Consider the following 25,247-nt stretch of genomic DNA (forward strand, 5'->3'; position numbering starts at 1 on the left):
GGTCGAATCAGCATGCAAGCAGCAACCGAGACTCCCTTCTGGCACTTTACTGCCGACTACCCGCGCGATATGGCGGGCTACGCCGGCAAACCGCCGCACGCACAGTGGCCGGGCGGCGCGCGCATTGCCGTGCAGTTTGTGCTTAATTTTGAAGAGGGCGGCGAGAACCATATTCTGCACGGCGACAGCGGCTCGGAGCAGTTTCTCTCCGACATCATCGGCGCGGCCAGCTACCCGGCGCGCCATATGTCGATGGACTCCCTCTATGAGTACGGTTCGCGCGCCGGTTTCTGGCGCATCCATCAAGAGTTTCAGCAGCGCGGCCTGCCGTTAACGGTGTTTGGCGTGGCGATGGCGCTGGCACGTAACCCGGCGATTGTTGAGGCGATCAGGGCGGCGGATTATGACGTGGTGAGCCACGGCTGGCGCTGGATCCACTACCAGGATCTCGATATCCAGACCGAGCGCCAGCATATGCAGCAGGCGGTTGAGATCCTGCAAACGCTGTTCGGCAAACGCCCGCTCGGCTGGTATACCGGGCGCGACAGCCCAAACACCCGCGCGCTGGTGGTAGAGCAGGGCGATTTTCTCTATGACAGCGACTACTACGGCGACGATCTGCCCTTCTGGACCACCGTCGGTGAGAAACCGCATCTGATTGTGCCCTACACGCTGGATGCCAACGACATGCGCTTTGCCACCGCCCAGGGGTTTAACACCGCCGAGCAGTTTTATACCTATCTGAAAGACAGCTTCGATGTGCTCTATGCCGAGGGCGAAACGGCACCGAAGATGATGTCGATCGGCATGCACTGCCGCCTGCTGGGGCGTCCGGGGCGGTTTCGCGCCCTGCAACGTTTTCTTGATTACGTGCAAAGCCACGACAAGGTGTGGATCTGCCGCCGCCAGGAGATCGCCGAGCACTGGCTGAAACATCACCCCTATAAAGCGTAACCGGCCCGCTGCCCGCCAGTGCGCGGGCGAGGGTTAGCGCGTCAGGCGCAGTTGTTGCAGGTTGCCATCAAGCTGTAGATCCGTTTGCAGACGTGCCACATCCCGGCAGATAAAGGCCATCTCGCGGTGCGCCTCCAGCTTCTGCCGCCACTTCTCAGGCACTTCAGCAAGATTGTCATACAGCGCTTCCAGCGTGGGAAAAGTGCTGAGCAACTGGGTGGCGCTTTTCGGCCCGATCCCGGCGACGCCCGGCACTTTTGAACTGCTGATGCCCGCCAGCCCCCAGTAGTCCGGTAGTTGCTGCGGCGTGACGCCATACTCCTGGTCAATAAACGGCGCATCGAGCCAGCGTTTCTGGAAGTAGTCGCGGATGCGGATGGTGGGCGAGAGCAGCTGGCAGTAGCCTTTGTCCGTTGAAACAATCGTCGCCTCTTGCCCCGCCTGCGCCATTTTCACCGCCAGCGTGGCGGCGAGATCGTCGGCTTCATTGCCCGGCGTCGCCCAGCAGCGAATGCCGCGCTGCTCAAAGGCCGCGCGCAGTGCGGGCATCTCTTGATGCAGCGGCTCCGGCATCGGCGGTCTGCCTGCTTTATAGTCCGGCAGCAGCTGGTGTCGCCAGCCCTGATTGCGCGCTTCATCATCGAACACCGCCACTGCGTGGGTCGGCTGGCTGTGCACAATCAGCTGCTCGAGCGCGTGCAGGCAGGTCTCCGCGCAGGGTGAACCCTGCACCGCATGAATACGGCGGATAAGATTGAGTGCGTCGACAATAAGCAGATGAGCCACGGATACCCTCCTTGTAAGCGAGCGCTAAGGGTAACATTGCCCGCTTTATGAGGCTATGAAACGGTGACTATTCAGGAAGATGCCTCGCAAAACGAGGCATCTGTCAGGCAGGTTAATCGCAGGTAACGACCTTCATCGCCAGCCCGCCGCGTGAGGTTTCGCGGTACTTGGCGTTCATATCTTTCCCGGTTTCGTACATCGTCTCGATCACCTTATCGAGGCAGACGCGCGGCTCGCTGGTGCGGCGCAGCGCCATACGCGCGGCATTAACCGCTTTAACCGAGGCAATGGCATTACGCTCAATACAGGGCACCTGTACCTGGCCAGCGACGGGATCGCAGGTCAGACCAAGGTTGTGCTCCATACCGATTTCCGCCGCAATGCATACCTGCGCCGGGCTTGCGCCGAGCAGTTCAGCCAGACCGGCAGCTGCCATCGAGCAGGCGACGCCCACTTCCCCCTGGCAGCCCACTTCCGCGCCGGAAATGGAGGCGTTCATCTTATAGAGCGAGCCGATGGCGCTGGCGACCAGCAGATAGCGCGCCAGCGAGTTAGCGTTCACTTCGCGGATAAACTTGTCGTAATAGGCCAATACCGCCGGGACGATGCCGCAGGCACCGTTGGTCGGCGCGGTCACCACGCGGCCACCGGCAGCGTTCTCTTCATTGACCGCCAGCGCGAACATATTGATCCAGTCGACAACCGCCATCGGATCGGTGGTGGTTTTATCGCTGCTGACCAGCATGCGGCGCAGTGCGGCGGCACGACGCGGCACGCGCAGCCGTCCCGGCAGCACGCCTTCGGTGTTGATGCCACGCTCAATGCCGCCGTGCATCACTTCCCAGACACGCGTCAGGTGCTGCTCCAGCTCCTCTTTGCTGTGCAGCGCCAGCTCGTTTTTCATCATCAGGCCGGAGAGGGAAAGCCCGCTTTCCTGGCAGTGACGCTGCAAATCGGCTGCGTTTTTATAGGGGTAAGGCACCTCAACCGGCGCGCTGGTGGTCTGGCCGAAGTGCGCTTCGTCGACAATAAAGCCGCCGCCAATCGAGTAGTAGGTCTGGCTGTAGAGCACCGTTTCGCCCGCCAGCGCGGTGATGCGCATACCGTTCTCATGCAGCGAGAGGTTATCGGCATGGAAATTCATGCAGTGATCGACCGGGAACTCCACTTCGTGCTCGCCGTTCGCCAGCAGCAGGCGGCCGTGCGTGTTCACGTCCTGAATAAAGCCCGGGATCGCATCAATATCGACGCTATCCGGCAGGTTGCCGGCCAGCCCCATAATAATGGCGATATCCGTATGGTGACCTTTGCCGGTCAGGGAGAGCGAGCCGTAAACGTCGACCACCACGCGGATAACGTCGCGCAGCAGGCCGCGGGCAATCAAATCATCGGTGAACTGTTTGCCGGCTTTCATGGGGCCGACGGTGTGCGAACTGGAGGGACCGATACCGATCTTAAAAATATCGAATACGCTGATCATAACGCGTTATCCATGACAAAGAGGGATCGCGCCGCCCGGCTGGGCGGCGCGCAGAGATTAGCTGAACAGGGAGTAGAAAATCGCGGAGATAGCGATAAGGCCCATAATCACAATGAAGACGTTGCTGATGTGACCGCTGTATTTACGCATCGCCGGAACACGGGCAATCGCGTACATCGGCATCAGGAAGAGGATCATGGCGATAATCGGGCCGCCCAGCGTTTCGATCATGCCGAGGATGCTCGGGTTCCAGGTCGCAACAGCCCAGGTGGTCAGCAGCATGAACAGCGCGGTAATGCGGTTCAGCTTGTTGATTTCGATGGTTTTTCCTTTGCCGCGCAGCGATTTAATCACCATACCGTTGAAACCTTCACGCGCGCCGAGGTAGTGGCCGAGGAAAGATTTAGTGATGGCGATCATCGCGATGATCGGTGCCATCCAGGCGATGACCGGCGCATTAAAGTGGTTAGCCAGGTAGGAGAGAATCGAGATGTTCTGCTCTTTCGCCGAGGCCAGATCGGCCGGTGCCAGGCTCAGCACGCAGCTGAAGACGAAGAACATTACCGTCAGCACCATCATGATGTGGGCGAAGGCCAGAATGCGTGAGCATTTACGTTCTGCTTCTGCGCCGTACTCTTCACGTTTCGCCACGGCGAAGGAGGAGATGATCGGTGAGTGGTTAAAGGAGAAGACCATTACCGGGATCGCCAGCCACAGGGTCATCCACAGGCCATTGCCGGTAGCAGACGCGCTGTTGAAGGAGAGGGTTTCCAGCACCGCGCCGTTCCACTGCGGGATCAGATAGACCGCGAGCAGCATCAGGGCGATAACAAACGGGAACACCAGGATGCTCATCGCTTTAACGATCATCTGCTCGCCGAAGCGCACGATGGTCATCATACCGACGATCAGAATCAGGGAGAGAATAGCGCGCGGCGGCGGCGTCATGCCCAACTGGTGGGTCATAAAGCTGTCGACGGTGTTGGTGATCGCCACGCTATAGACCAGCAGAATCGGGTAGATAGCGAAGAAGTAGAGCAGGGTAATCAGTTTACCTGCGCCGATACCAAAATGTTCTTCCACCACTTCGGTGATATCTTCGCCGGGATTTTTACCGGAAAGCACAAAGCGGGTCAGGCCACGGTGTGCGAAGTAGGTCATTGGGAAGGCAAGGATCGCCATGATGATCAGCGGAATCAGTCCGCCTACGCCAGCGTTGATGGGCAGGAACAGTACGCCAGCGCCAATCGCGGTACCGTAGAGGCCTAGCATCCACATGGTGTCGGTCTTACGCCATGCGCTCCGCGTTCCGGTTGAAGCCAGATTACTGGTTTGAGTCGTTTCCATTGGTAAATCTCCTGGGAAAATCAAAAAGCTGCCATTTAGACAAATCGTTTGCCATCCACGTCAGCGGTAATATTTTATCCGGTTGATTGCGGCTATTTTTATAATTTCTTACCGCAATTATTTGCGGCGGAAAGATACATGTATGTTATGACTCTATCAGTGATCAGGATCGCAATTGCAATAATCCACTTCTTAAGTGGGCATATTTAGACCATCTGTCTGCTTATCTAAAATCATCTGAGATTTATGGGCGCGAAGGCTATCACCCGCCAGATATGCGATCAAACTCACAGCGGCGAAAGACGATAAAAGCGCTGTAGATCATCCCATTAGCAGTGATTTATCGACTTTTAAGCCAACTGGAGTGGATCATTACCTTGTGCAGGGTAGGGGAATTGGAGCGCGAAAGGCGGGAAGGTATAAGGGCGGCTTATGACCGCCCGGGAAAAAGGGGTTATCAGGCGCAGATTTCGTAGCAGGGGATATAGGCCGATCCGGGGAGTTTCATACGGTGCTGGGCGACAAAGCCCTGCAACAGATCGTCCATCCGGCGCATCATGTCGCTGTCGCCATGAATTTTGTACGGGCCGAACGTTTCAATCGCACGAATGCCGTGCTCTTTGACGTTACCCGCCACAATGCCGGAGAAGGCGCGACGCAGATCCGCCGCCAGCACTTCGACGGGTTGATCCGGGTAGAGCTTCAGGTTGGCCATATTTTCATGGGTCGGCTCGAACGGCACCTGCAGATCCGGCGCAATGCGAATCGACCAGTTGAAGCTGTAGGCATCGCCGGTTTCGCGACGATTCTCTTTCACCTGCGGCATCGCCTTTTTCATCTGGCGCGCCACTTCGGCCGCATCGTTGATGATGATGGTGTAGTGACGGCGCGCGGCTTCGCCCAGCGTGTTGACGATAAACTCATCCAGCACGCGGAAGTAGTCGGCGCTCTCTTTCGGCCCGGTGAGGATCAGCGGCAGCACCTGGTTTTTGTTCGCCGGGTTCATCAGAATACCCAGCAGGTAGAGCAACTCTTCCGCCGTACCGACGCCGCCAGGGAAGATAATGATGCCGTGGGCGATACGCACAAACGCTTCCAGACGTTTTTCAATGTCCGGCATGATAATCAGCTCGTTAACCAGCGGGTTAGGCGGCTCAGCGGCGATGATCGATGGCTCAGTCATGCCGATAAAACGCCCCTCTTTATAACGCTGCTGCGCGTGGCCGACCGCCGCGCCCTTCATCGGCGCTTCCATCGCTCCCGGCCCGCAGCCGGTGCAGATATTCAGCTCGCGCAGGCCAAGCTGGGTGCCGACGCGGCGTGCGTAGAGGTACTCGGTTTCGTTGATCGAGTGACCGCCCCAGCAGACCACCATGCTCGGCGCTTCGCCGACGTGCAGCGCACGGGCGTTACGCAGAATCGAGAAGACCAGGTTGGTGATATGGGTTGAACTCTCCACATCAAGATGCTGAAAACGACTGGCGTTATGGATCTGACCGTTCACAAACAGAATATCGCGCAGCACGGCAAAGAGGTTTGCCTGCAGCGCGCGGATCAGACGTCCGTCGACAAACGCCTCTTCCGGTGGGTTAATCAACTCCAGCTTGACGCCGCGTTCACGGCGCAAAACGTTGATATCAAAACTTTCGTTACGGGAGAGCAGCTCTTTGCTGCTATCGGTCTGGCTCCCTGAGTTCAGTACAGCGAGCGAACAGTTGCGAAACAGTTGATACAGGTCGCTGCTGGCCGTGCGTTTAAGCATATCGACTTCCAGCTGCGACAACATATCCATCGAGCCAAGCGGGCTAATATGTGTAATCAAGTGAACTCCTTACGGGACGAAAATTTTATCTTCCCTGCTGATTACAATAGCCCTGGCTTATGACGTTTAACAACCTGCCAACGCATGTTTTACTGGCGCGCCAGCCGCCCGGTTGCCGGAACGAAGCTTGTATTGCTGCGCCACGGGTTGATATCGAGGCCGCCACGTCGGGTGTATCGTGCGTACACGCTGAGGGATTCCGGCTGGCAGAAGCGCTGAATATCCGTAAAGATGCGCTCAACGCACTGCTCGTGAAACTCATTGTGATGGCGGAATGAGACCAGATAGCGCAGCAGTTTTTCCCGGTCGATTTGCCCCCCGCGATAGTGGATCTGCACCGAGCCCCAGTCCGGCTGGTGGGTAATGAGGCAGTTGGATTTCAGCAGATGGCTAACCAGTGTCTCTTCCACCACGTCATCACTCGCGGCGTCGGTCAACAGCGCGGCATCAAACTCATAGTTATCAATAGCGATATCCTGATCGTCGATGCATAGGCCAGCGAAGTGGGCAACCGGCTGGCCTTCCAGCTCATCGACGCGGTAGAGCGTGACGCTTACCGCACCCTGCGCGCAGGCGCTGAGATCGCGTTGCAAGGTGCTGCGTACTTCATCCCAACTGGCGAAACGGGTCTGGTTAAAGCTGTTGAGATAGAGTTTAAAACTTTTAGACTCCACCAGATTGAGGCTGGCGTAATCCAGTTCCACCTGGCCGACCGCAACCTGCGGCAATCCGTTGGCATTGAGCCAGGAGAGCTCATACAGCGTCCAGATATCCGCGCCGTGAAAAGGCAAGTTATCGGCTTTCAGCCCAAGGGGATCGCGGTTGAGGGAGCGCGGCACGCCTTGCAGCAGGCTGGCGTCATAGGTGTCGCGGTAGTCGGTGGTTTTGCCCAGCGTCAGGCCCGAAAGCGCCTGGTGGTTATCATAAGAAGACATGTTTCATCGCCATTTTGCAGGTAAACTATGGCGCAAGTTTATCCTGGCTTAAGTAAAGAGAGAAATCGGTGGAAAAAGAGACGGCTCAGGCGCTGAAAGCCTTTACGGAACGTTATTGCGATGCGTGGCACGCGGCGCACGGCAGTTGGCCGCAGAGTGAAGATCTGTATGGCGTTCCTTCGCCCTGCATTATCTCCTCTACCGATGACGCCGTTTTCTGGCAGCCGCAGCCCTTTACGGCACAGCAGAACGTCCACCCCGTTGAACAGGCGATGGAGATTGTGGTACAACCGCCGATCCATGCGTTCTATACCACGCAGTTTGCCGGTGATATGGGCGCGCGGCTGGGGAATATCACCCTGACGCTGCTGCAAACCTGGAGCGAAGCGGATTTTGTCCGGGTACAGGAAAATCTGATTGGGCACCTGGTGACGCAGAAAAGGCTCAAATTATCGCCTACACTTTTTATTGCCACGCTCGAGAGCGAGCTGGACGTCATCTCGGTGTGTAACCTGAGCGGTGAGGTGATGCAGGAGACGCTCGGTACGCGTAAACGCACGCGTCTCGCCAGCGATCTGCCCGAGTTCCTCACTCAGCTGCAACCCGTCGTGTAAGCCCATAGCCTACATCCCGTGTGAGAGATCTCTTACAAAGCCTGTAGGAGATCGGCTGTTCGTATTCTATAACTCACGTGAGTTATCTTTATTTAAACAATTAGAAATCATAATGTTAATACGATAATCCCTGGGGTTAATGGCCAATTACGGCATAGCTTTGTCGTTAAGTCTCCTTGTAAGACCGGCCGGAATACGTAATTCTATCTCCTGTCGACACGGAGTCTGACTAAGAGACGTACATCAGGATGATGTTGTTTCTGGACACACCGGGAAGGTGCTTCACGGACAGACTTCAGGACGAAGTAAGAGGATATCGCCGGAGTGCGTTAAAGGACACCTCCAGGACGGAGAATGAGAGCCGGTCAGGATGGACGGTAGATCAGGAGGATCCAGGACACGCTTTAAGGATAAGGCCAGGTCACATCGGGGTGGTGTGAGCATGATGCGCTGTTTAAGGATGAACGGGTCAGGAGACCGCAGGAAAAGTTTTCATGGATGAGCAGGGAGCACACGGGTAGCCGGATAGCTGCGAAACGAACCGGGAGCACTGTTTTTACAGTGCTCCCTTTTTTTATTTCTCCCGCTCTTTGCTATGCTGCGCGCCAGTCTGATTAAACGGGGGCCTTTATGACTCAACATCAACGCGTGCGCCAGCAGCTTCAGCTGATTGAAGCGCAGCTGCGCGAGCACGATCTCTGGCAAACCACTGCCCCGGCGCTGAGCGCCTTTGAAAGCACGCAACCCTTCTGCATGGACACCCTCGCACCCTTTGAGTGGCTGCAGTGGGTGCTGATCCCACGTATGCATGCGCTGCTCGACAGCAAGCAGGCGCTGCCGCAGGCGTTTGCTATCGCGCCCTATTATGAAATGGCCCTTGAGGCGACACACCCCTCCCGCGATGCGATGCTGGTTCATCTCCAGCAGCTTGACGCGCTGTTTAGCGACGAAAACCACTGATGCTGGAGATAATCTACCAGGATGAGTGGCTGGTCGCCGTCAACAAACCCTCCGGCTGGCTGGTGCACCGCAGCTGGCTCGACCGCGATGAAAAAGTGGTGGTGATGCAGACCGTGCGCGACCAGATTGGGCAGCATGTCTTTACCGCCCATCGTCTCGACAGACCAACTTCTGGCGTCCTGCTGATGGGACTCTCCAGCGAAGCGGGGCGGCGTTTATCCCAGCAGTTTGAGCAGCACCAGATGCAGAAGCGCTACCACGCCATTGTGCGCGGCTGGCTGATGGAGGAGGCGCTGCTCGACTATCCGTTGGTCGAAGAGCTGGACAAAGTGGCGGATAAATTCGCCCGTACCGACAAAGATCCGCAGCCTGCCGTAACCCACTATCGCGGCCTTGCCACGACCGAATTACCGGTAGCGATTAGTAAGTTTCCCTCTACGCGCTATGGGCTGGTCGAGCTGGAGCCGAAAACCGGACGCAAACACCAGCTTCGCCGTCATCTCTCCCATCTACGTCATCCGATTATTGGCGACAGCAAGCATGGCGATCTGCGGCAAAACCGCAGCGCGGCGGCGCATTTCGGCCTCAACCGCCTGATGCTGCACGCCAGCCAGTTAAGCCTTACACACCCGTTTACCGGCGAGGCGCTAACCCTGCGTGCCGGCTTCGATGCGGTGTGGATGCAGGCGCTGGATCAGTTCGGCTGGCGCGGCCTTCTCCCTGAGAATGAAAGGGTTGAGTTTAGCGGGCTCAGCGGTCAGGATGAGGGCAATCTGGAATCACGCAAGGAGTGATAAACATGGCGAATATAGGCATTTTTGTCGGCACGATGTACGGCAATTCGCTGCTGGTAGCGGAAGAAGCGCAGGCGATTTTAGAAGCCCAGGGCCACACGGCAAAGGTGTATGAAGATCCCGAAGCGGCGCAGTGGGAGAGCAACAAAGGCAACTATGCGCTGGTGGTCACCTCGACTACCGGCCAGGGCGATCTGCCGGACAGCATCGCGCCGCTGTTTCACTACCTGCGCGACACCGTCGGCTATCAGCCCGAACTGCGCTACGGCGTGATTGCGCTGGGCGACAGCACCTACAGCCACTTCTGCGGCGGCGGGAAAAAATTTGATGCGCTGTTGCAGGAGCAGGGCGCGCAGCGCATCGGCGAGGTATTGCTGATTGACGCCAGCGAAGATCCGGAGCCGGAAAGTGTCTCCAACCCGTGGGTTGAACAGTGGGCAAGCCTGCTGAAATAAGCCCGTCTCCCTCCCGCGCGCCGGGAGGGTTAGCCTCTTTTTATTAACCGTCAAGCGACGCCATTCACACTCTTCGCACCTGACCCGCGCTTTTACCCCGCCGTTTATCGTCTGTTTCAATTTTCGTGAAATACCCCCCATCGCCCTGGGCTAATGCCCCAAACCCGCGCTGAGCTGTCGCCGAATGTTGTGTTGATGCACGGTGAGAGTTACCAGGCCGCTTTTTATACTCCTTGAGCCAGTTAACAAAGCCGCCCGCCGTGGAGTGAAAACGCGTCGGGCCGCGGCATAAAAAGAGCGACAGCGTTCTGTCTTCCCCTACAGGTTGCGCCGTACAGGATGCATGTTGAAAAGAACATCTATGCTTCGGGAGTACAACCATGAGTGCATTAAGCCAGGCGGCGAGCGGCGCTGAAAAGCGCACCAACGCCCGCTACTGGATCGTGGTGATGCTATTTATCGTCACATCCTTCAACTACGGCGATCGCGCTACGCTATCGATTGCTGGCTCGGAAATGTCCAAGGCCATCGGCCTTGATCCTGTCGGTATGGGCTATGTCTTCTCCGCCTTCTCCTGGGCCTATGTCATTGGCCAGATCCCGGGCGGCTGGCTGCTTGACCGCTTCGGCTCGAAACGCGTCTACTTCTGGTCCATCTTTACCTGGTCGCTCTTTACCCTGTTGCAAGGGTTCGTCGATCTCTTCAGCGGCTTTGGCATCATCATCGCGCTCTTTACCCTGCGCTTTATGGTCGGCCTGGCAGAAGCGCCGTCGTTCCCGGGCAACAGCCGCATTGTTGCCGCCTGGTTCCCGGCGCAGGAGCGTGGCACGGCGGTCGCCATCTTCAACTCGGCGCAGTACTTCGCCACGGTGATCTTCGCGCCAATCATGGGCTGGCTGACCCATGAAGTGGGCTGGTCGCACGTCTTCTTCTTTATGGGCGGGCTTGGCATCTTCATCAGCTTCCTGTGGCTGAAAATGATCCACGAGCCGAACCAGCATCCGGGCGTCAACAAAAAGGAGCTGGAGTACATCGCCGAGGGCGGCGCGCTGATCAATATGGATCTGAAAAACAATCAGCAGAAAGTGCCCTTTTCGCAGAAGTGGGGCCAGGTCAAACAGCTGCTTGCCTCGCGCATGATGATCGGCGTTTACCTCGGGCAGTACTGCATTAACGCCTTAACCTACTTCTTTATCACCTGGTTCCCGGTCTATCTGGTGCAGGCGCGCGGCATGTCGATCCTGAAAGCGGGCTTTGTCGCCTCGATCCCGGCGATCTGCGGCTTTGTTGGCGGCGTGCTTGGCGGGGTGATCTCCGACTGGTTAATGCGCCGCTACGGATCGCTGAACGTGGCGCGTAAAACGCCCATCGTGCTGGGCATGCTGCTCTCGATGAGTATGGTGTTCTGTAACTACACCGATTCGGAAACCCTGATTATCGCCTTTATGGCGCTGGCCTTCTTCGGCAAAGGCATCGGTGCGCTCGGCTGGGCGGTGATGGCGGATACTGCGCCGAAAGAGATCAGCGGCCTGAGCGGCGGCCTGTTTAATATGTTCGGCAATATCTCCGGCATCGTCACGCCGATTGCGATTGGCTACATCGTCGGCACCACCGGCTCGTTTAACGGCGCGCTGATCTACGTAGGAGTTCATGCGCTGGTGGCGGTGCTCAGTTATCTGGTGCTGGTGGGCAATATCAAACGCATCGAACTTAAACCCGTAACAGGACGCGAATGATGAATACACAAGCCACGCCCGTCATCACCGACATGAAGGTGATCCCGGTGGCCGGGCACGACAGCATGTTGATGAATATCGGCGGCGCGCATAACGCTTACTTCACCCGCAATATCGTGGTGCTGACGGACAGCGCCGGGCACACCGGCGTGGGTGAAGCGCCGGGTGGCGAGGTGATCTATCAAACACTGGTCGATGCCACGCCAATGGTGGTGGGACAAGAGATCGCCCGGCTGAACAAAGTGGTGCAGCGGGTGCACAAAGGCAACCAGGCGGCGGATTTCGACACCTTCGGTAACGGCGCGTGGACCTTTGAACTGCGCGTTAATGCCGTCGCGGCGCTGGAGGCGGCGCTGCTCGATCTGCTCGGCAAAACCCTCAATGTCCCGGTGTGCGAACTGCTGGGCCCGGGCAAACAGCGCGATGCCGTTACCGTGCTCGGCTACCTCTTCTATGTCGGCGATCGTACCAAAACCGATTTGCCCTATCTGGACGCGACCCCGGGCAGCCATGAGTGGTATCGGCTGCGCCATCAGGAGGCGATGAGCAGTGAGGCAGTGGTGCGCCTTGCCGAAGCCTCGCAGGATCGTTACGGTTTTAAAGATTTCAAACTAAAGGGCGGCGTGCTGCCGGGCGAGCAGGAGATCGACACCGTGCGCGCGCTGAAAAAGCGCTTCCCCGATGCGCGCATCACCGTCGATCCCAACGGCGCGTGGCTGCTCGACGAAGCCATCCGCCTCTGCAAAGGGCTGAACGATGTGCTGACCTACGCGGAAGATCCCTGCGGCGCGGAGCAGGGTTTCTCCGGGCGTGAAGTGATGGCGGAGTTTCGCCGCGCCACTGGTCTGCCGGTCGCCACCAATATGATCGCCACCAACTGGCGGGAGATGGGCCACGCGGTAATGCTCAACGCGGTCGATATTCCACTCGCCGATCCGCACTTCTGGACGCTTTCTGGCGCGGTGCGCGTCGCGCAGTTGTGTGATGACTGGGGCTTAACCTGGGGCTGCCACTCCAACAACCATTTCGATATCTCGCTGGCGATGTTTACCCACGTCGCCGCCGCTGCCCCAGGCACGCCAACGGCGATCGATACCCACTGGATCTGGCAGGAGGGCGACGCGCGCCTGACGAAGGCGCCTTTAGAGATCCGCGAGGGAAAAATCACCGTGCCGGACGCGCCGGGTCTTGGCGTTGAGCTGGACTGGGCGCAAATTGAGAAAGCGCACGCACTCTATAAAACTTTGCCGGGCGGCGCGCGCAACGACGCCGGCCCGATGCAGTACCTCATTCCTGGCTGGACGTTTGATAAAAAGCGCCCCGTTTTTGGACGGCACTAAAAGAGCAAAAGGACACCATTATGAGTACTTATAGTTCCACGCCCGTTGTAGCATCGATGCAGGTTATTCCCGTTGCCGGTCACGACAGCATGTTGATGAACCTGAGCGGGGCGCACGCGCCTTTCTTCACCCGCAATATCGTGATCATTAAAGATAACGCTGGTCATACCGGGGTCGGCGAAATCCCCGGCGGGGAGAAGATCCGCCAGACGCTGGAGGAGGCCGCCGCGCTGGTGGTCGGTAAAACGCTGGGCGAATACAAAAATGTGCTCAACAGCGTGCGCAACACCTTTGCCGACCGCGATGCCAGCGGGCGCGGGCTGCAAACGTTCGATCTGCGTACCACTATTCACGTGGTTACCGGTATCGAAGCGGCGATGCTCGATCTGCTCGGTCAGCACCTTGGCGTGAACGTCGCTTCCCTGCTCGGCGAAGGCCAGCAGCGCAGCGAAGTGGAGATGCTCGGTTACCTCTTCTTTGTCGGCGATGCCAAAAAGACGCCGCTGCCGTACCAGAGCCAGCCGGACGATGCGTGCGACTGGTATCGCATCCGCCATGAAGAGGCGATGACGCCGGATCGCGTGGTGCGCCTGGCAGAAGCGGCTTATGAGAAATATGGCTTTAACGACTTCAAACTGAAGGGCGGCGTGCTGGCCGGGATGGAAGAGGCAGAAGCGATTGCCGCGCTGGCAAACCGCTTCCCGCAGGCGCGCGTGACCCTCGATCCGAACGGCGCGTGGTCGCTCGATGAAGCGATTGCCATCGGCAAGCAGCTGAAAGGCGTGCTTGCCTATGCCGAAGATCCGTGCGGGGCCGAGCAGGGCTTCTCCGGACGTGAAGTGATGGCGGAGTTCCGCCGCGCCACCGGGCTGCCGACCGCCACCAATATGATCGCCACCGACTGGCGGCAGATGGGCCACACCCTGTCGCTGCAATCGGTCGATATTCCGCTGGCCGACCCGCACTTCTGGACCATGCAGGGCTCGGTGCGCGTGGCGCAGATGTGCCATGAGTTTGGCCTCACCTGGGGTTCGCACTCCAATAACCACTTCGATATTTCGCTGGCGATGTTCACCCATGTCGCCGCCGCTGCGCCGGGCAAGATCACAGCCATCGATACCCACTGGATCTGGCAGGAGGGCAACCAGCGCCTGACCAAAGCGCCGTTTGAAATCAAAGGCGGGATGGTGCAGGTGCCAACCACGCCGGGTCTTGGCGTTGAGCTGGATATGGATCAGGTGATGAAGGCCAACGCATTGTATCAAAAGCATGGGCTCGGCGCGCGCGACGATGCGATGGGCATGCAGTACCTGATCCCCGACTGGAAGTTTGATAACAAGCGTCCCTGCATGGTGCGTTAATGAAATTGCCACTCCTTGCGGGGGCTGGCATTTCCCGCTGCCCGCAAGGTGTATGCTTACCGTGGTGAATATGCGTAAGGACGGCTTATGAAAATTGTCATCGCACCGGACTCCTACAAAGAGAGTTTAACGGCCCTGGAGGTGGCGACCGCCATTGAAGCGGGGTTTAGCGAGGTGTACCCCAACGCTGAGTACGTGAAAATCCCGGTGGCGGACGGCGGGGAAGGGACGGTTGAAGCGATGGTCGCCGCCACCGAGGGGCGTGTGGTGAAGGTGACGGTTAAAGGGCCGCTTGGCGAGGAGGCCGATGCCTTTTATGGCCTCTCCGGTGATGAGCAATCGGCGTTTATCGAAATGGCAGCGGCAAGCGGGCTGGAGCGCGTGCCCACGGCGAAGCGCGATCCGTTAATCACCACCTCATGGGGGACCGGGGAGCTGATCCGCCATGCGCTGGATGCGGGCGTGAAACAGATCATTATCGGCATTGGCGGCAGCGCGACCAACGATGGCGGCGCAGGCATGGTGCAGGCGCTGGGCGCAAAGCTGCTTGATGAGCAGGGGGAGCAGATCGGCGCAGGCGGCGCAGCGCTGGAGCGCCTGGCGCGCATTGATATTAGCGAGCTGGACCGTCGCCTGGCGCAGTGCCGGATCGATGTCGCCTGTGATGTTACCAATCCGCTTACCGGTAAAGAGGGGGCCTCGGAGGTGTTTGGCCCGCAAAAAGGGGCGACGCCGGAGATGATCGCGCGACTGGATAAGGCGCTGGCGCACTACGCGCAGATTATTGCCCGCGATCTCGATTGCGATGTGTTAACGCTCTCCGGCGGTGGTGCGGCGGGTGGCATGGGCGCGGCGTTGTACGCTTTTTGCGGAGCCGAGCTGCGCCAGGGGATTGAGATTGTGACCGATGCACTGGCGCTGGCTAAGCACGTGGCCGATGCGGATCTGGTGATCACCGGCGAAGGGCGAATCGACAGCCAGACCGTGCATGGCAAAGTGCCGGTCGGCGTGGCGAAGGTCGCCAAACGGTATGATATTCCCGTAATCGGCATTGCCGGCAGTTTGACCGCCGATGTCGGTGTGGTGCACGAGCACGGTATCGACGCGGTGTTCAGCGTGATTTACACCATTTGCTCCCTCGACGAGGCATTAGCCAACGCCGGGGATAATGTGCGCCTCACCGCGCGCAATGTGGCGGCGGTATTAAAAGCGGGGCAGAGGTTGCGGTAAGGATTGCCGAATGCCTGATGGTTGGTTGTGCCGGATGGCGCGTAAACGCTTATCCGGCCTACGCGGTTTCAGCGGCTATGTACACGTAGGCCGGATAAGGCGCAGCCGCCATCCGGCAATGAACCGCTGCGCTGATTAACCAATCAACCGGTGCGCTTCGCGCGCTACGTTATCCATCTCGTCGAGCAATTCGAGAAGCTCCGGCTCCAGATCTTCGGCGGCCACGCCGCTGCGCAACTGGTGCTCAATCAAATGACAAAGCTTTTTCAGGCGCGGTACGCCGCTATAGCCGCAGCTGCCGTGCAATTTATGGATCCCCTCCGCCAGCCCGCTGGGCGCTTCGCCGACTAACTGCTCTTCAACCATATTGCGGATCTCCGGCAGGAACTCGACCAGCATATGCAGCATATCGCGCGCCAAATCCGATTTTCCCGCCGCCTGACGCAGCGCTAACTGCCAGTCGAGCGTCGTTTCATCATCCACGGTAATAACCGGCGGCGTCTGTTCTGCTTCCGGCTCCAGCGGCGTCAACCATGGGCCGACGCTGTGGCCGGGCTTATAGCGCAGCAGCAGGTTACGCAGCTTCTCCTCTTCAATCGGCTTCGCCAGGTAGTCATTCATCCCGGCGCTGAGCAGCTTCTCTTTCTGCCCGGCCATCGCATGGGCGGTGACGGCGACCACCGGCGTCTGCTGCTGGTGCGGTAGCTGGCGAATCAATTCGCAGGCGCGAATCCCGTCCATCTCCGGCATCTGAATATCCATCAGCACCAGATCGAACTGCATCTGCTTCGCCCGCTCAATGGCTTGCTGGCCGCTTTCGCACAGCTCCACCTGCTGAACCTGATCCTCAAGCAGCGCGCCAATCAGCTTCAGGTTGGCGGGGTTATCATCCACCGCCATTACCGACATCGGCAATTTGCTCTCGTCGGGCGCGGGCAGCTCTGCCAGCCGCGTGATGCGGCAATATTCGGTTAACGCAGGCAGCAGGCGCGTCGAGGTGAGCGGTTTAAGCAGACAGGCCGCCGCGCCATCCTGTTTGAGCGATTCGGCATCAACCTGCGCGTGGCATGGCAGCGCCAGCAGCAGATAGTCGGTCATCGCCGCGGCACGCGCCAGACGGTCATGCTGCATACTCAGCGGCTCGCGCACGGTCACCGGGATCGCCATCAGCAGCATGTCGTAATGCGCCTGCGGCAGCGCGGAAAACGACGGGCTATAGATTACCTCCAACGGCGTTTCGCTCAGCACATCAAGCGTACACTGTGCCGCCGTTGCATTTGGCTCCACGTAGGCCAGACGCTTGCCGACCAGACAGCGGGTCGGCTGCATCTCGCTGATAGCGTTCGGGTTAAGATCGAGATTGATATGGAACCAGAAGGTCGAGCCGCGATTGGGCTGGCTGTGGAAAGAGATATCGCCGCCCATCTCATTGACCAGCCGCTGGGTGATCACCAGCCCCAGCCCGGTGCCGCCGTGGCGGCGCGAAATGCTGGCGTCCGCCTGACGAAACGCCTGGAAGAGCCGGGACTGATCGCGCTCGGGAATGCCGATGCCGGTATCGCGGATCTGCATCTCCACCTGCACTTTGTTATTACTGATGGCGCGCTTCTCCACCACCACGTCGATATTGCCGTTTTCCGTAAACTTGATCGCATTACCGACCAGATTGGTGATCACCTGCTGCAGGCGCAGCGGATCGCCAATCACGTTATCCGGCACATCGTTTTTGATACTCAGCGTCAGCTCCAGCCCCTTATCGTGGGCCGAGTGCGCCAGCAGCGTCACCACCTCATCCAGCGTGCTGCGCAGCGGGAAGGGGATGCTTTCCAGAATCAGCTTGCCCGCTTCCAGCTTGGAGAAGTCGAGAACGTCATTGATGATCGCCAGCAGGTTATTGGCAGAGCGCTCAATGGTCAGCAGATGGTCACGCTGGGTAGGATTTAGTTCCGATTTCAGCGTCAGGCGGGTAAAGCCAATCACGCCATTAAGCGGCGTCCGCAGCTCGTGGGACATATTGGCGAGAAACTCGGATTTGATACGCGCCGCTTCCTGGGCGCGTTTTTTCGCCAGATCCAGTTCGACGTTCTGGATCTCCATCTGCTCCAGCGTTTCGCGCAAATCGGAGGTGGACTGGTCGATATTGTGCTGCATCTCTTCGTGATAGGCCGCCAGCGACATCGCCATCGAGTTGATGCCGTTTTTCAGCATATCCAGCTCGCCGAGCATAAAGCCTTCGACGCGGCTATCGAGCTGGCCGCGGCGAATGCGGTCGACGGTATTGACCATATTGCGAATGGGGCTGGTGACATCGCGCATCAGCCGCCAGCCGAAAATCAGCGCGATACCGATACAGAAGAGGATCATCAGGCTGGAGATAAAGATCTCTTTGTACTGCTGCAAACGCACCGATTTGAGATCCAGCTCCAGCGCCACATAGCCAAGCAGATTGCCGGTGATCTTATCCGCCGGCAGCGAGGAGCTGGCGGGCGCAAACCCTTCGGTAAGGATCGGCGTGCGCAGGATCATCACATCGCCGCGCCGGGTGACGCTCAGCTTGCGCGGGAAGGGCTGATTGGCGGGTAGCTTGAGGGAGTCGCCCTCAAGTTGCAGGTTCGACGAGACGAAGAGCGCGTTCTTATTGTCGTAGATCGAGATGGCCCGCACGATATCGGAGTGGCGGCGATGCAGGACGCTAATCAGCTGGCCGATGGCGTCCTTATCCTGCAACGTCATGCTGTATTCGCTGGAGACCGCCAGCGGCTCAATAATGCTGGCACCGGCGTCTTCCAGTTGACGCTGCAAATCGTTATAGCGATGGACGACAAAAAAGACGCTGAGCAGCACACCGATAAGTACGGTGGGCGCCAGAATCAGAATCATCATGCGTGCGCGCAAGCTGTAGTTGGTCATGGAATTCCGTTATGGGAGAATGGGGCCATTGATCAGTAATTGAGATTTTTCACCGCAATGGCGCAATTCTACTCTGCAAAACGACGCGTGACGACTCGTCAAAAAATAACCGTAACAGTAAACGACCTTGACCCGTTTGGGCAGGGGGTGGCGCGTCATAATGGTAAAGCGCTGTTTATTCCCGGTTTGTTACCCGCAGAGACGGCGGAAATTATCCTTAAAGAGGAGAAGCGCCAGTTTGCCCGTGGCGAAGTGAGCCGCCGCCTGAACGACAGCCCGGAGCGCGTAGCGCCGCGCTGCCCGCACTTTGGCGTCTGCGGCGGCTGCCAGCAGCAGCATGCCAGCGTTGAGCTGCAACAGCGCAGCAAACGCGCCGCGCTGGCACGCCTGATGAAGCAGGAGGTCGACGATGTGATCGCAGGTGAGCCGTGGGGTTACCGCCGCCGCGCGCGCTTAAGCCTGAGCTGGCAGCCGAAAGCGCAGCGTCTGGAGATGGGTTTTCGCAAAGCGGGCGACAGCGACATCGTCAATGTCACACAATGCCCGGTGCTGGTGCCCCGTCTTGAAGCACTGCTCACGCCGCTGCGCGACTGCCTGGCGGAATTAAGCGGCGCTCGCCAGCTGGGGCATGTCGAATTGGTCGAGGCGGATAATGGCCCGCTGATGGTGCTGCGTCACACCGCACCGTTAAACGCCGCCGACAGAGCAAAACTGGAACGCTTTTCGCATTCCCATCATCTTGCGCTTTATCTCGCGCCGCAAAGCGATATTGTTGAGCAGATCACTGGTCAGACTCCCTGCTACGCTTCTGACGGGCTACCCTTACACTTCAGCCCGCGGGATTTTATCCAGGTCAATGATGGCGTAAATCAGCAGATGGTCGCCCGTGCGCTGGAGTGGCTTGATGTGCAGCCACAGGACCGCATTCTCGATCTCTTTTGTGGGATGGGGAACTTCACGCTGCCGCTGGCGAAACGCGCGGCGGAAGTGGTTGGCGTGGAGGGTGTTGCCGAGCTGGTGGCGAAAGGGCAGGAGAACGCGCAACAGAATGGTTTGCACAATGTGACATTCTTTCACGAAAATCTGGAGGAAGATGTTACAAAACAGCCGTGGGCGAGCCGGGGTTTTGACAAAGTTTTACTCGACCCTGCGCGCGCGGGCGCGGCGGGTGTGATGCAGCATATTATAAAATTGTCGCCGGGCCGGGTGGTCTACGTCTCCTGTAATCCCGCCACGCTTGCGCGCGACAGTGAAGCGCTGCTAAGTGCGGGATACCAGATTGAGCGGCTGGCGATGCTGGACATGTTCCCGCACACTGGTCACCTGGAATCGATGGTGTTGTTTGTGAAACACAAATGATTAATTTCGGCTTGCCGAATTCGGCAGGCCCGGTCCCTGAAAGGAGAGGACAATGGTTGCGGTACGCAGTGCGCATTTGAACAAAGCGGGTGAATTCGATCCGGCCAAATGGATCGCCAGTCTGGGCATTACCAGTCAGCCGTCGTGTGAACGCTTAACCGAAACCTGGGCTTATTGTCTGCGTCAAACTCAAGGGCATCCGCAGGCGGAGATCCTGCTTTCACGCGGTATCGAGATGGTGGAGATCCTCTCGATGCTGAGTATGGACACCGACACGCTGCGCGCCGCGCTGCTCTTCCCGCTCGCCGATGCGGAAGTGGTCAGCGAAGAGGTGCTGCGCGAAAACGTCGGGGCGGCGGTGGTTGAGCTTATCCACGGCGTGCGCGACATGGCCGCCATCCGCCAGCTAAAAGCGACCCATACCGATTCCGTCTCCTCCGAACAGGTGGATAACGTCCGCCGCATGCTGCTGGCAATGGTGGATGATTTCCGCTGTGTGGTCATCAAGCTTGCTGAACGTATCGCTCATCTGCGCGAAGTGAAAGATGCGCCGGAAGATGAGCGCGTGCTGGCGGCGAAAGAGTGTACCAACATCTACGCGCCGCTGGCGAACCGCTTAGGCATCGGCCAGTTGAAGTGGGAGCTGGAGGATTACTGCTTCCGCTACCTGCACCCGGAAGAGTACAAACGCATCGCTAAGCTGCTACACGAGCGCCGTATCGATCGTGAACACTACATCGATGAGTTTGTTGGCCACCTGCGCGCCGAGATGAAGACCGAAGGCGTCAAAGCCGAAGTCTATGGCCGCCCGAAACATATCTACAGCATCTGGCGCAAGATGCAGAAAAAGCACCTCGCGTTCGACGAACTGTTTGATGTCCGCGCCGTGCGCATCGTCGCCGAACGGTTGCAGGACTGCTACGCCGCGCTGGGGATTGTGCATACCCACTATCGCCACCTGCCGGATGAGTTCGACGACTATGTCGCCAACCCGAAACCGAACGGTTACCAGTCTATCCATACGGTGGTGCTCGGGCCGGGCGGTAAAACCGTTGAGATCCAGATCCGTACCCGCCAGATGCACGAAGATGCCGAGCTGGGCGTCGCCGCGCACTGGAAGTACAAAGAGGGCACCGCGACGGCGACCGGCGCGCGTTCCGCCCATGAAGATCGCATTGCCTGGCTGCGTAAGCTGATTGCCTGGCAGGAAGAGATGGCGGACTCCGGCGAGATGCTCGACGAAGTGCGCAGCCAGGTCTTCGACGACCGGGTCTATGTCTTTACGCCAAAAGGCGATGTGGTGGATCTGCCCGCCGGCTCCACGCCGCTGGACTTCGCTTACCATATTCACAGCGATGTCGGTCACCGCTGCATCGGCGCGAAAATCAGCGGCCGTATCGTGCCCTTTACCTATCAGCTGCAGATGGGCGATCAGATTGAGATCATCACCCAGAAGCAGCCGAACCCGAGCCGTGACTGGCTCAACCCGAACCTCGGGTATGTCACCACCAGCCGCGGGCGTTCGAAGATCCACGCCTGGTTCCGCAAGCAGGATCGCGACAAGAACATTGTTGCCGGCCGCCAGATCCTCGACGATGAGCTGGCGCACCTCGGTATCAGCCTGAAAGAGGCGGAGAAGCACCTGCTGCCGCGCTACAACTTCAACGAGCTGGATGAGCTGCTGGCGGCGATTGGCGGTGGTGATATTCGCCTTAACCAGATGGTTAACTTCCTGCAGGCGCAGTTCAACAAGCCGAGCGCCGAGGAGCAGGATGCCGCTGCGCTCAAGCAGTTGCAGCAGAAGACCTACGCACCGCAGAACCGCAGCAAAGACAACGGGCGCGTGGTAGTGGAAGGGGTTGGCAACCTGATGCACCACATTGCGCGCTGCTGCCAGCCGATCCCCGGCGACGAAATCGTCGGCTTTATCACCCAGGGGCGCGGCATCTCGATTCACCGCGCCGACTGCGATCAGCTGGAAGAGCTGCGTAACGTCGCGCCGGAGCGCATCGTCGATGCCGTCTGGGGCGAAAGCTACTCGGCGGGCTACTCGCTGGTGGTGCGCGTCACGGCGAACGATCGCAGCGGGCTGCTGCGTGATATCACCACCATTCTCGCCAACGAAAAGGTCAACGTGCTGGGCGTTGCCAGCCGCAGCGACACCCGCGAGCAGCTGGCGACCATCGATATGAATATCGAAATCTACAACCTGCAGGTGCTGGGCCGCGTGCTTAGCAAACTGAATCAGGTGCCTGACGTTATCGACGCGCGTCGCCTGCACGGCGGCTGATCGTCTCTTCACCCGATCCTCTCACGTCTTGGGAGGATCGCTTTTTAGCAAGGATTTTTCATGACTCAAATCGATCGTCTGCTCGGGATCATGCAACGGCTGCGCGACCCGCAAACCGGCTGCCCGTGGGACAAAGAGCAGACTTACGCCACCATCGCGCCCTACACGCTGGAAGAGACTTACGAAGTGCTGGACGCCATTTCGCGCGAAGACTTCGACGATCTGCGCGGCGAGCTAGGCGATCTGCTCTTCCAGGTCGTTTTCTACGCGCAGATGGCGCAGGAAGAGGGGCGTTTTGATTTCAACGATATTTGTGCTGCCATCAGCGACAAGCTGGAGCGCCGCCATCCACATATCTTTGGCGACGCGCAGGCGGGCAACAGCGCGGAAGTGCTTGAGCGCTGGGAGCAGATCAAAACCGCCGAGCGGGCGGAGAAAGCGCAGCACTCGGCGCTGGATGATATCCCTCACAGCCTGCCGGCGCTGATGCGCGCCCACAAAATCCAGAAGCGTTGCTCAACCGTGGGCTTTGACTGGACCACCATCGGCCCGGTGCTCGACAAAGTGTATGAAGAGATCGACGAAGTGATGGACGAAGCGAAACAGGCGGTTGTCGATCAGGCGCGCGTTGAAGAGGAGATGGGCGATCTGCTCTTTGCCACCGTTAATCTCTCTCGTCACCTGGGCGTTAAAGCGGAAGTGGCGCTGCAAAAAGCGAACCTCAAATTTGAGCGCCGCTTTCGCGAAGTCGAACGCCTGGTTCAGGAGCGCGGTCTGGAAATGACCGGTGTGGATCTGGAAACAATGGAAACTATCTGGCAGCAGGTAAAGCGCCAGGAACATGATCTTTAAGGCATTTGTGGTAACAAGCGCGATTTGTGTGATTTTTTAAATAGCAAGCGCTTGATTTGCGTCAAAAACATTTGCTGGAAAGGGGCTATTTTCACACTCATTACGTTTGTTGAAACGTTTCCGCTAACGCCGCTTCGGCTTATCCTTAGGGCTTCCGGGCGGCAACAGCACGAATCAGCAAACGTTCAGAATTGTTGTACAAGCGGCGTCAGCTAAGAGAGCTAACGCTAATGCGGCCTGAAGAGAGAAGGGGAGGGGGAATGAAAGTTTGTGGCGCAACTCATCATCCGGTATACTGCTTTCCCGTCCTGGTTATTCCACCGTCTTTTAAACCTAACTTCTCAGGTTCAGCATGACAACGAACTATATTTTTGTGACCGGCGGGGTCGTATCCTCTCTGGGTAAAGGCATTGCCGCAGCCTCCCTGGCAGCTATTCTTGAAGCCCGTGGCCTCAAGGTCACCATGATGAAACTGGATCCGTACATCAACGTCGATCCGGGCACAATGAGCCCTATCCAGCATGGTGAAGTGTTCGTTACCGAAGATGGCGCAGAAACCGATCTTGATTTGGGTCACTACGAGCGTTTCATCCGCACCAAGATGACCCGTCGCAACAACTTCACCACCGGCCGTATCTACTCCGAGGTGCTGCGTAAAGAGCGCCGCGGCGACTATCTCGGTGCGACCGTGCAGGTTATCCCCCATATCACCAACGCCATCAAAGAGCGCATTATTGCCGGCGGCGAAGGCCACGACGTTGCGCTGGTTGAGATCGGCGGTACCGTGGGTGATATCGAATCCCTGCCATTCCTCGAAGCGATCCGCCAGATGGCGGTAGAAGTGGGCCGCGAGCGCACCCTCTACATGCATCTGACGCTGGTGCCATACATGGCCGCTTCCGGTGAAGTGAAAACCAAGCCGACTCAGCACTCTGTGAAAGAACTGCTCTCCATCGGTATTCAGCCAGATATCCTGATTTGCCGCTCCGATCGCGCCGTTCCGGCCAACGAAAGAGCCAAAATTGCTTTGTTCTGTAACGTTCCAGAAAAAGCAGTGATTTCTCTGAAAGATGTCGATTCCATTTATAAAATCCCGGGCCTGTTGAAATCTCAGGGGCTGGACGATTATATTTGTAAACGATTCAGCTTAGACTGCCCGGAAGCGAATCTCGCCGAATGGGAGCAGGTGATCTACCAGGAAGCGAATCCGTCAGGTGAAGTCACGATTGGTATGGTCGGCAAGTACATTGAGCTGCCGGATGCCTATAAATCGGTGATTGAAGCGCTGAAACATGGTGGTCTGAAAAACCGCGTAACCGTCAACATCAAGCTGATTGATTCGCAGGATGTTGAGACGCGCGGCGTTGAGATCCTCAAAGGCCTCGATGCCATTCTGATCCCGGGCGGCTTCGGCTACCGCGGCGTAGAAGGCAAGATCGCCACCGCGCGTTTTGCGCGTGAAAACAATATTCCTTACCTCGGCATCTGCCTGGGTATGCAGGTTGCGTTGATTGAGTATGCGCGCCACGTTGTCGGGATGGAGAACGCCAACTCCACGGAATTTGTGCCAGACTGTAAGTACCCGGTTGTGGCGCTGATCACCGAGTGGCGTGACGAAGAGGGCAACGTTGAGCAGCGTTCTGAGAAGAGCGATCTCGGCGGTACCATGCGCCTGGGCGCGCAGCAGTGCCAGCTTAGCGATGAGAGCCTGGTTCGCCAGCTGTATGGCTCAGAAACGATTGTTGAGCGCCATCGCCATCGCTACGAAGTCAACAATATGCTGTTGAAACAGATTGAAGCTGCGGGCCTGCGCGTTGCGGGCCGTTCCGGGGATGATCAGTTGGTCGAGATCATCGAAGTGCCGAACCATCCGTGGTTTGTTGCTTGCCAGTTCCACCCGGAGTTTACTTCTACGCCGCGTGACGGACATCCGCTGTTTGCCGGCTTTGTGAAAGCCGCCAGCGAGTATCAAAAGCGCCAGGCGAAGTAAAATATACAAAGACAGTGCACCCCGACGGGTGC

At 58.2% G+C, this 25,247-nt stretch carries 19 protein-coding genes; 13 read left to right on the plus strand and 6 right to left on the minus strand.

Annotated elements, in window-relative coordinates; all coding sequences use genetic code 11:
• The first annotated feature begins 12 nt into the window (after positions 1-12).
• On the plus strand, positions 13-954 hold the full coding sequence (gene puuE, locus ABIC80_RS21065) for an allantoinase PuuE (protein WP_429178468.1): 942 nt from the start codon (positions 13-15) through the stop codon (positions 952-954).
• 33 nt (positions 955-987) lie between these two features.
• Here the strand turns inward: puuE and xni are convergent, their stop codons facing one another.
• From xni to queF, 5 genes are all read right to left on the minus strand, one after another.
• Positions 988-1,740 (minus strand): flap endonuclease Xni, encoded by a 753-nt coding sequence (gene xni, locus ABIC80_RS21070; RefSeq protein ID WP_023479496.1) that lies wholly within the window; start codon positions 1,738-1,740, stop codon positions 988-990.
• A gap of 112 nt (positions 1,741-1,852) precedes the next feature.
• Positions 1,853-3,220, minus strand: a complete 1,368-nt coding sequence (locus ABIC80_RS21075; RefSeq protein ID WP_429178469.1) for an L-serine ammonia-lyase — start codon at positions 3,218-3,220, stop codon at positions 1,853-1,855.
• 57 nt (positions 3,221-3,277) lie between these two features.
• The gene (locus tag ABIC80_RS21080; RefSeq protein ID WP_023479482.1) at positions 3,278-4,567 is read right to left on the minus strand and encodes an HAAAP family serine/threonine permease; all 1,290 of its coding nucleotides are present in this window, start codon (positions 4,565-4,567) and stop codon (positions 3,278-3,280) included.
• 457 nt (positions 4,568-5,024) lie between these two features.
• Positions 5,025-6,389, minus strand: coding sequence for a nucleotide 5'-monophosphate nucleosidase PpnN (ppnN, locus tag ABIC80_RS21085; RefSeq protein ID WP_042712755.1), 1,365 nt, complete (start codon positions 6,387-6,389; stop codon positions 5,025-5,027).
• Positions 6,390-6,478: 89 nt separating this feature from the next.
• The gene (gene queF / locus ABIC80_RS21090) at positions 6,479-7,324 is read right to left on the minus strand and encodes an NADPH-dependent 7-cyano-7-deazaguanine reductase QueF (RefSeq protein WP_429178470.1); all 846 of its coding nucleotides are present in this window, start codon (positions 7,322-7,324) and stop codon (positions 6,479-6,481) included.
• Between the two features lie 68 nt (positions 7,325-7,392).
• On the opposite strand from queF, the gene syd reads away from it, so the two are divergent.
• The 8 genes from syd (at position 7,393) to ABIC80_RS21130 (ending at position 15,814) form a co-directional block, all read left to right on the plus strand.
• Positions 7,393-7,938 (plus strand): SecY-interacting protein, encoded by a 546-nt coding sequence (syd, locus tag ABIC80_RS21095; RefSeq protein WP_094419412.1) that lies wholly within the window; start codon positions 7,393-7,395, stop codon positions 7,936-7,938.
• A 630-nt stretch (positions 7,939-8,568) separates the two neighbouring features.
• Complete coding sequence (locus ABIC80_RS21100) at positions 8,569-8,898, plus strand: YqcC family protein (protein ID WP_054804275.1); 330 nt, start codon at positions 8,569-8,571, stop codon at positions 8,896-8,898.
• Positions 8,898-9,692 carry a tRNA pseudouridine(65) synthase TruC gene (gene truC, locus ABIC80_RS21105; RefSeq protein WP_054804276.1) on the plus strand — a complete coding sequence of 265 codons (795 nt, stop codon included), beginning with the start codon at positions 8,898-8,900 and terminating at the stop codon, positions 9,690-9,692. Before ABIC80_RS21100 ends, truC begins: the two co-directional genes overlap by 1 nt.
• Positions 9,693-9,697: 5 nt before the next feature.
• The gene (locus ABIC80_RS21110; RefSeq protein WP_023479490.1) at positions 9,698-10,147 is read left to right on the plus strand and encodes a flavodoxin; all 450 of its coding nucleotides are present in this window, start codon (positions 9,698-9,700) and stop codon (positions 10,145-10,147) included.
• A gap of 380 nt (positions 10,148-10,527) precedes the next feature.
• The gene (locus tag ABIC80_RS21115) at positions 10,528-11,883 is read left to right on the plus strand and encodes an MFS transporter (protein ID WP_054804277.1); all 1,356 of its coding nucleotides are present in this window, start codon (positions 10,528-10,530) and stop codon (positions 11,881-11,883) included.
• Entirely contained in the window at positions 11,883-13,223 is a 1,341-nt protein-coding gene (locus tag ABIC80_RS21120; RefSeq protein WP_429178507.1) for an enolase C-terminal domain-like protein, read from the plus strand. The genes ABIC80_RS21115 and ABIC80_RS21120 overlap by 1 nt, the downstream gene beginning before the upstream one ends.
• Positions 13,224-13,243: 20 nt before the next feature.
• Positions 13,244-14,584 (plus strand): glucarate dehydratase, encoded by a 1,341-nt coding sequence (gudD, locus tag ABIC80_RS21125; protein WP_429178471.1) that lies wholly within the window; start codon positions 13,244-13,246, stop codon positions 14,582-14,584.
• Positions 14,585-14,671: 87 nt separating this feature from the next.
• Complete coding sequence (locus tag ABIC80_RS21130; protein ID WP_429178472.1) at positions 14,672-15,814, plus strand: glycerate kinase; 1,143 nt, start codon at positions 14,672-14,674, stop codon at positions 15,812-15,814.
• Positions 15,815-15,949: 135 nt separating this feature from the next.
• Here ABIC80_RS21130 and barA read toward each other — a convergent pair whose 3' ends face one another.
• Positions 15,950-18,724 carry a two-component sensor histidine kinase BarA gene (barA, locus tag ABIC80_RS21135; protein WP_429178473.1) on the minus strand — a complete coding sequence of 925 codons (2,775 nt, stop codon included), beginning with the start codon at positions 18,722-18,724 and terminating at the stop codon, positions 15,950-15,952.
• A gap of 57 nt (positions 18,725-18,781) precedes the next feature.
• Here barA and rlmD point away from each other — a divergent pair, with 57 nt between their 5' ends.
• From rlmD to pyrG, 4 genes are all read left to right on the plus strand, one after another.
• Positions 18,782-20,083, plus strand: coding sequence for a 23S rRNA (uracil(1939)-C(5))-methyltransferase RlmD (gene rlmD / locus ABIC80_RS21140; protein WP_429178474.1), 1,302 nt, complete (start codon positions 18,782-18,784; stop codon positions 20,081-20,083).
• Positions 20,084-20,135: 52 nt separating this feature from the next.
• On the plus strand, positions 20,136-22,373 hold the full coding sequence (gene relA / locus ABIC80_RS21145) for a GTP diphosphokinase (RefSeq protein WP_094419419.1): 2,238 nt from the start codon (positions 20,136-20,138) through the stop codon (positions 22,371-22,373).
• A gap of 60 nt (positions 22,374-22,433) precedes the next feature.
• Positions 22,434-23,225 carry a nucleoside triphosphate pyrophosphohydrolase gene (gene mazG, locus ABIC80_RS21150; RefSeq protein ID WP_042717641.1) on the plus strand — a complete coding sequence of 264 codons (792 nt, stop codon included), beginning with the start codon at positions 22,434-22,436 and terminating at the stop codon, positions 23,223-23,225.
• 352 nt (positions 23,226-23,577) lie between these two features.
• The gene (gene pyrG / locus ABIC80_RS21155) at positions 23,578-25,215 is read left to right on the plus strand and encodes a glutamine hydrolyzing CTP synthase (protein WP_023479487.1); all 1,638 of its coding nucleotides are present in this window, start codon (positions 23,578-23,580) and stop codon (positions 25,213-25,215) included.
• Positions 25,216-25,247 lie beyond the last annotated feature (32 nt).

Source organism: Kosakonia sp. 1610 (genome assembly GCF_050435845.1).
In the GTDB taxonomy this organism is placed as follows: Bacteria; Pseudomonadota; Gammaproteobacteria; order Enterobacterales; family Enterobacteriaceae; genus Kosakonia; species Kosakonia cowanii.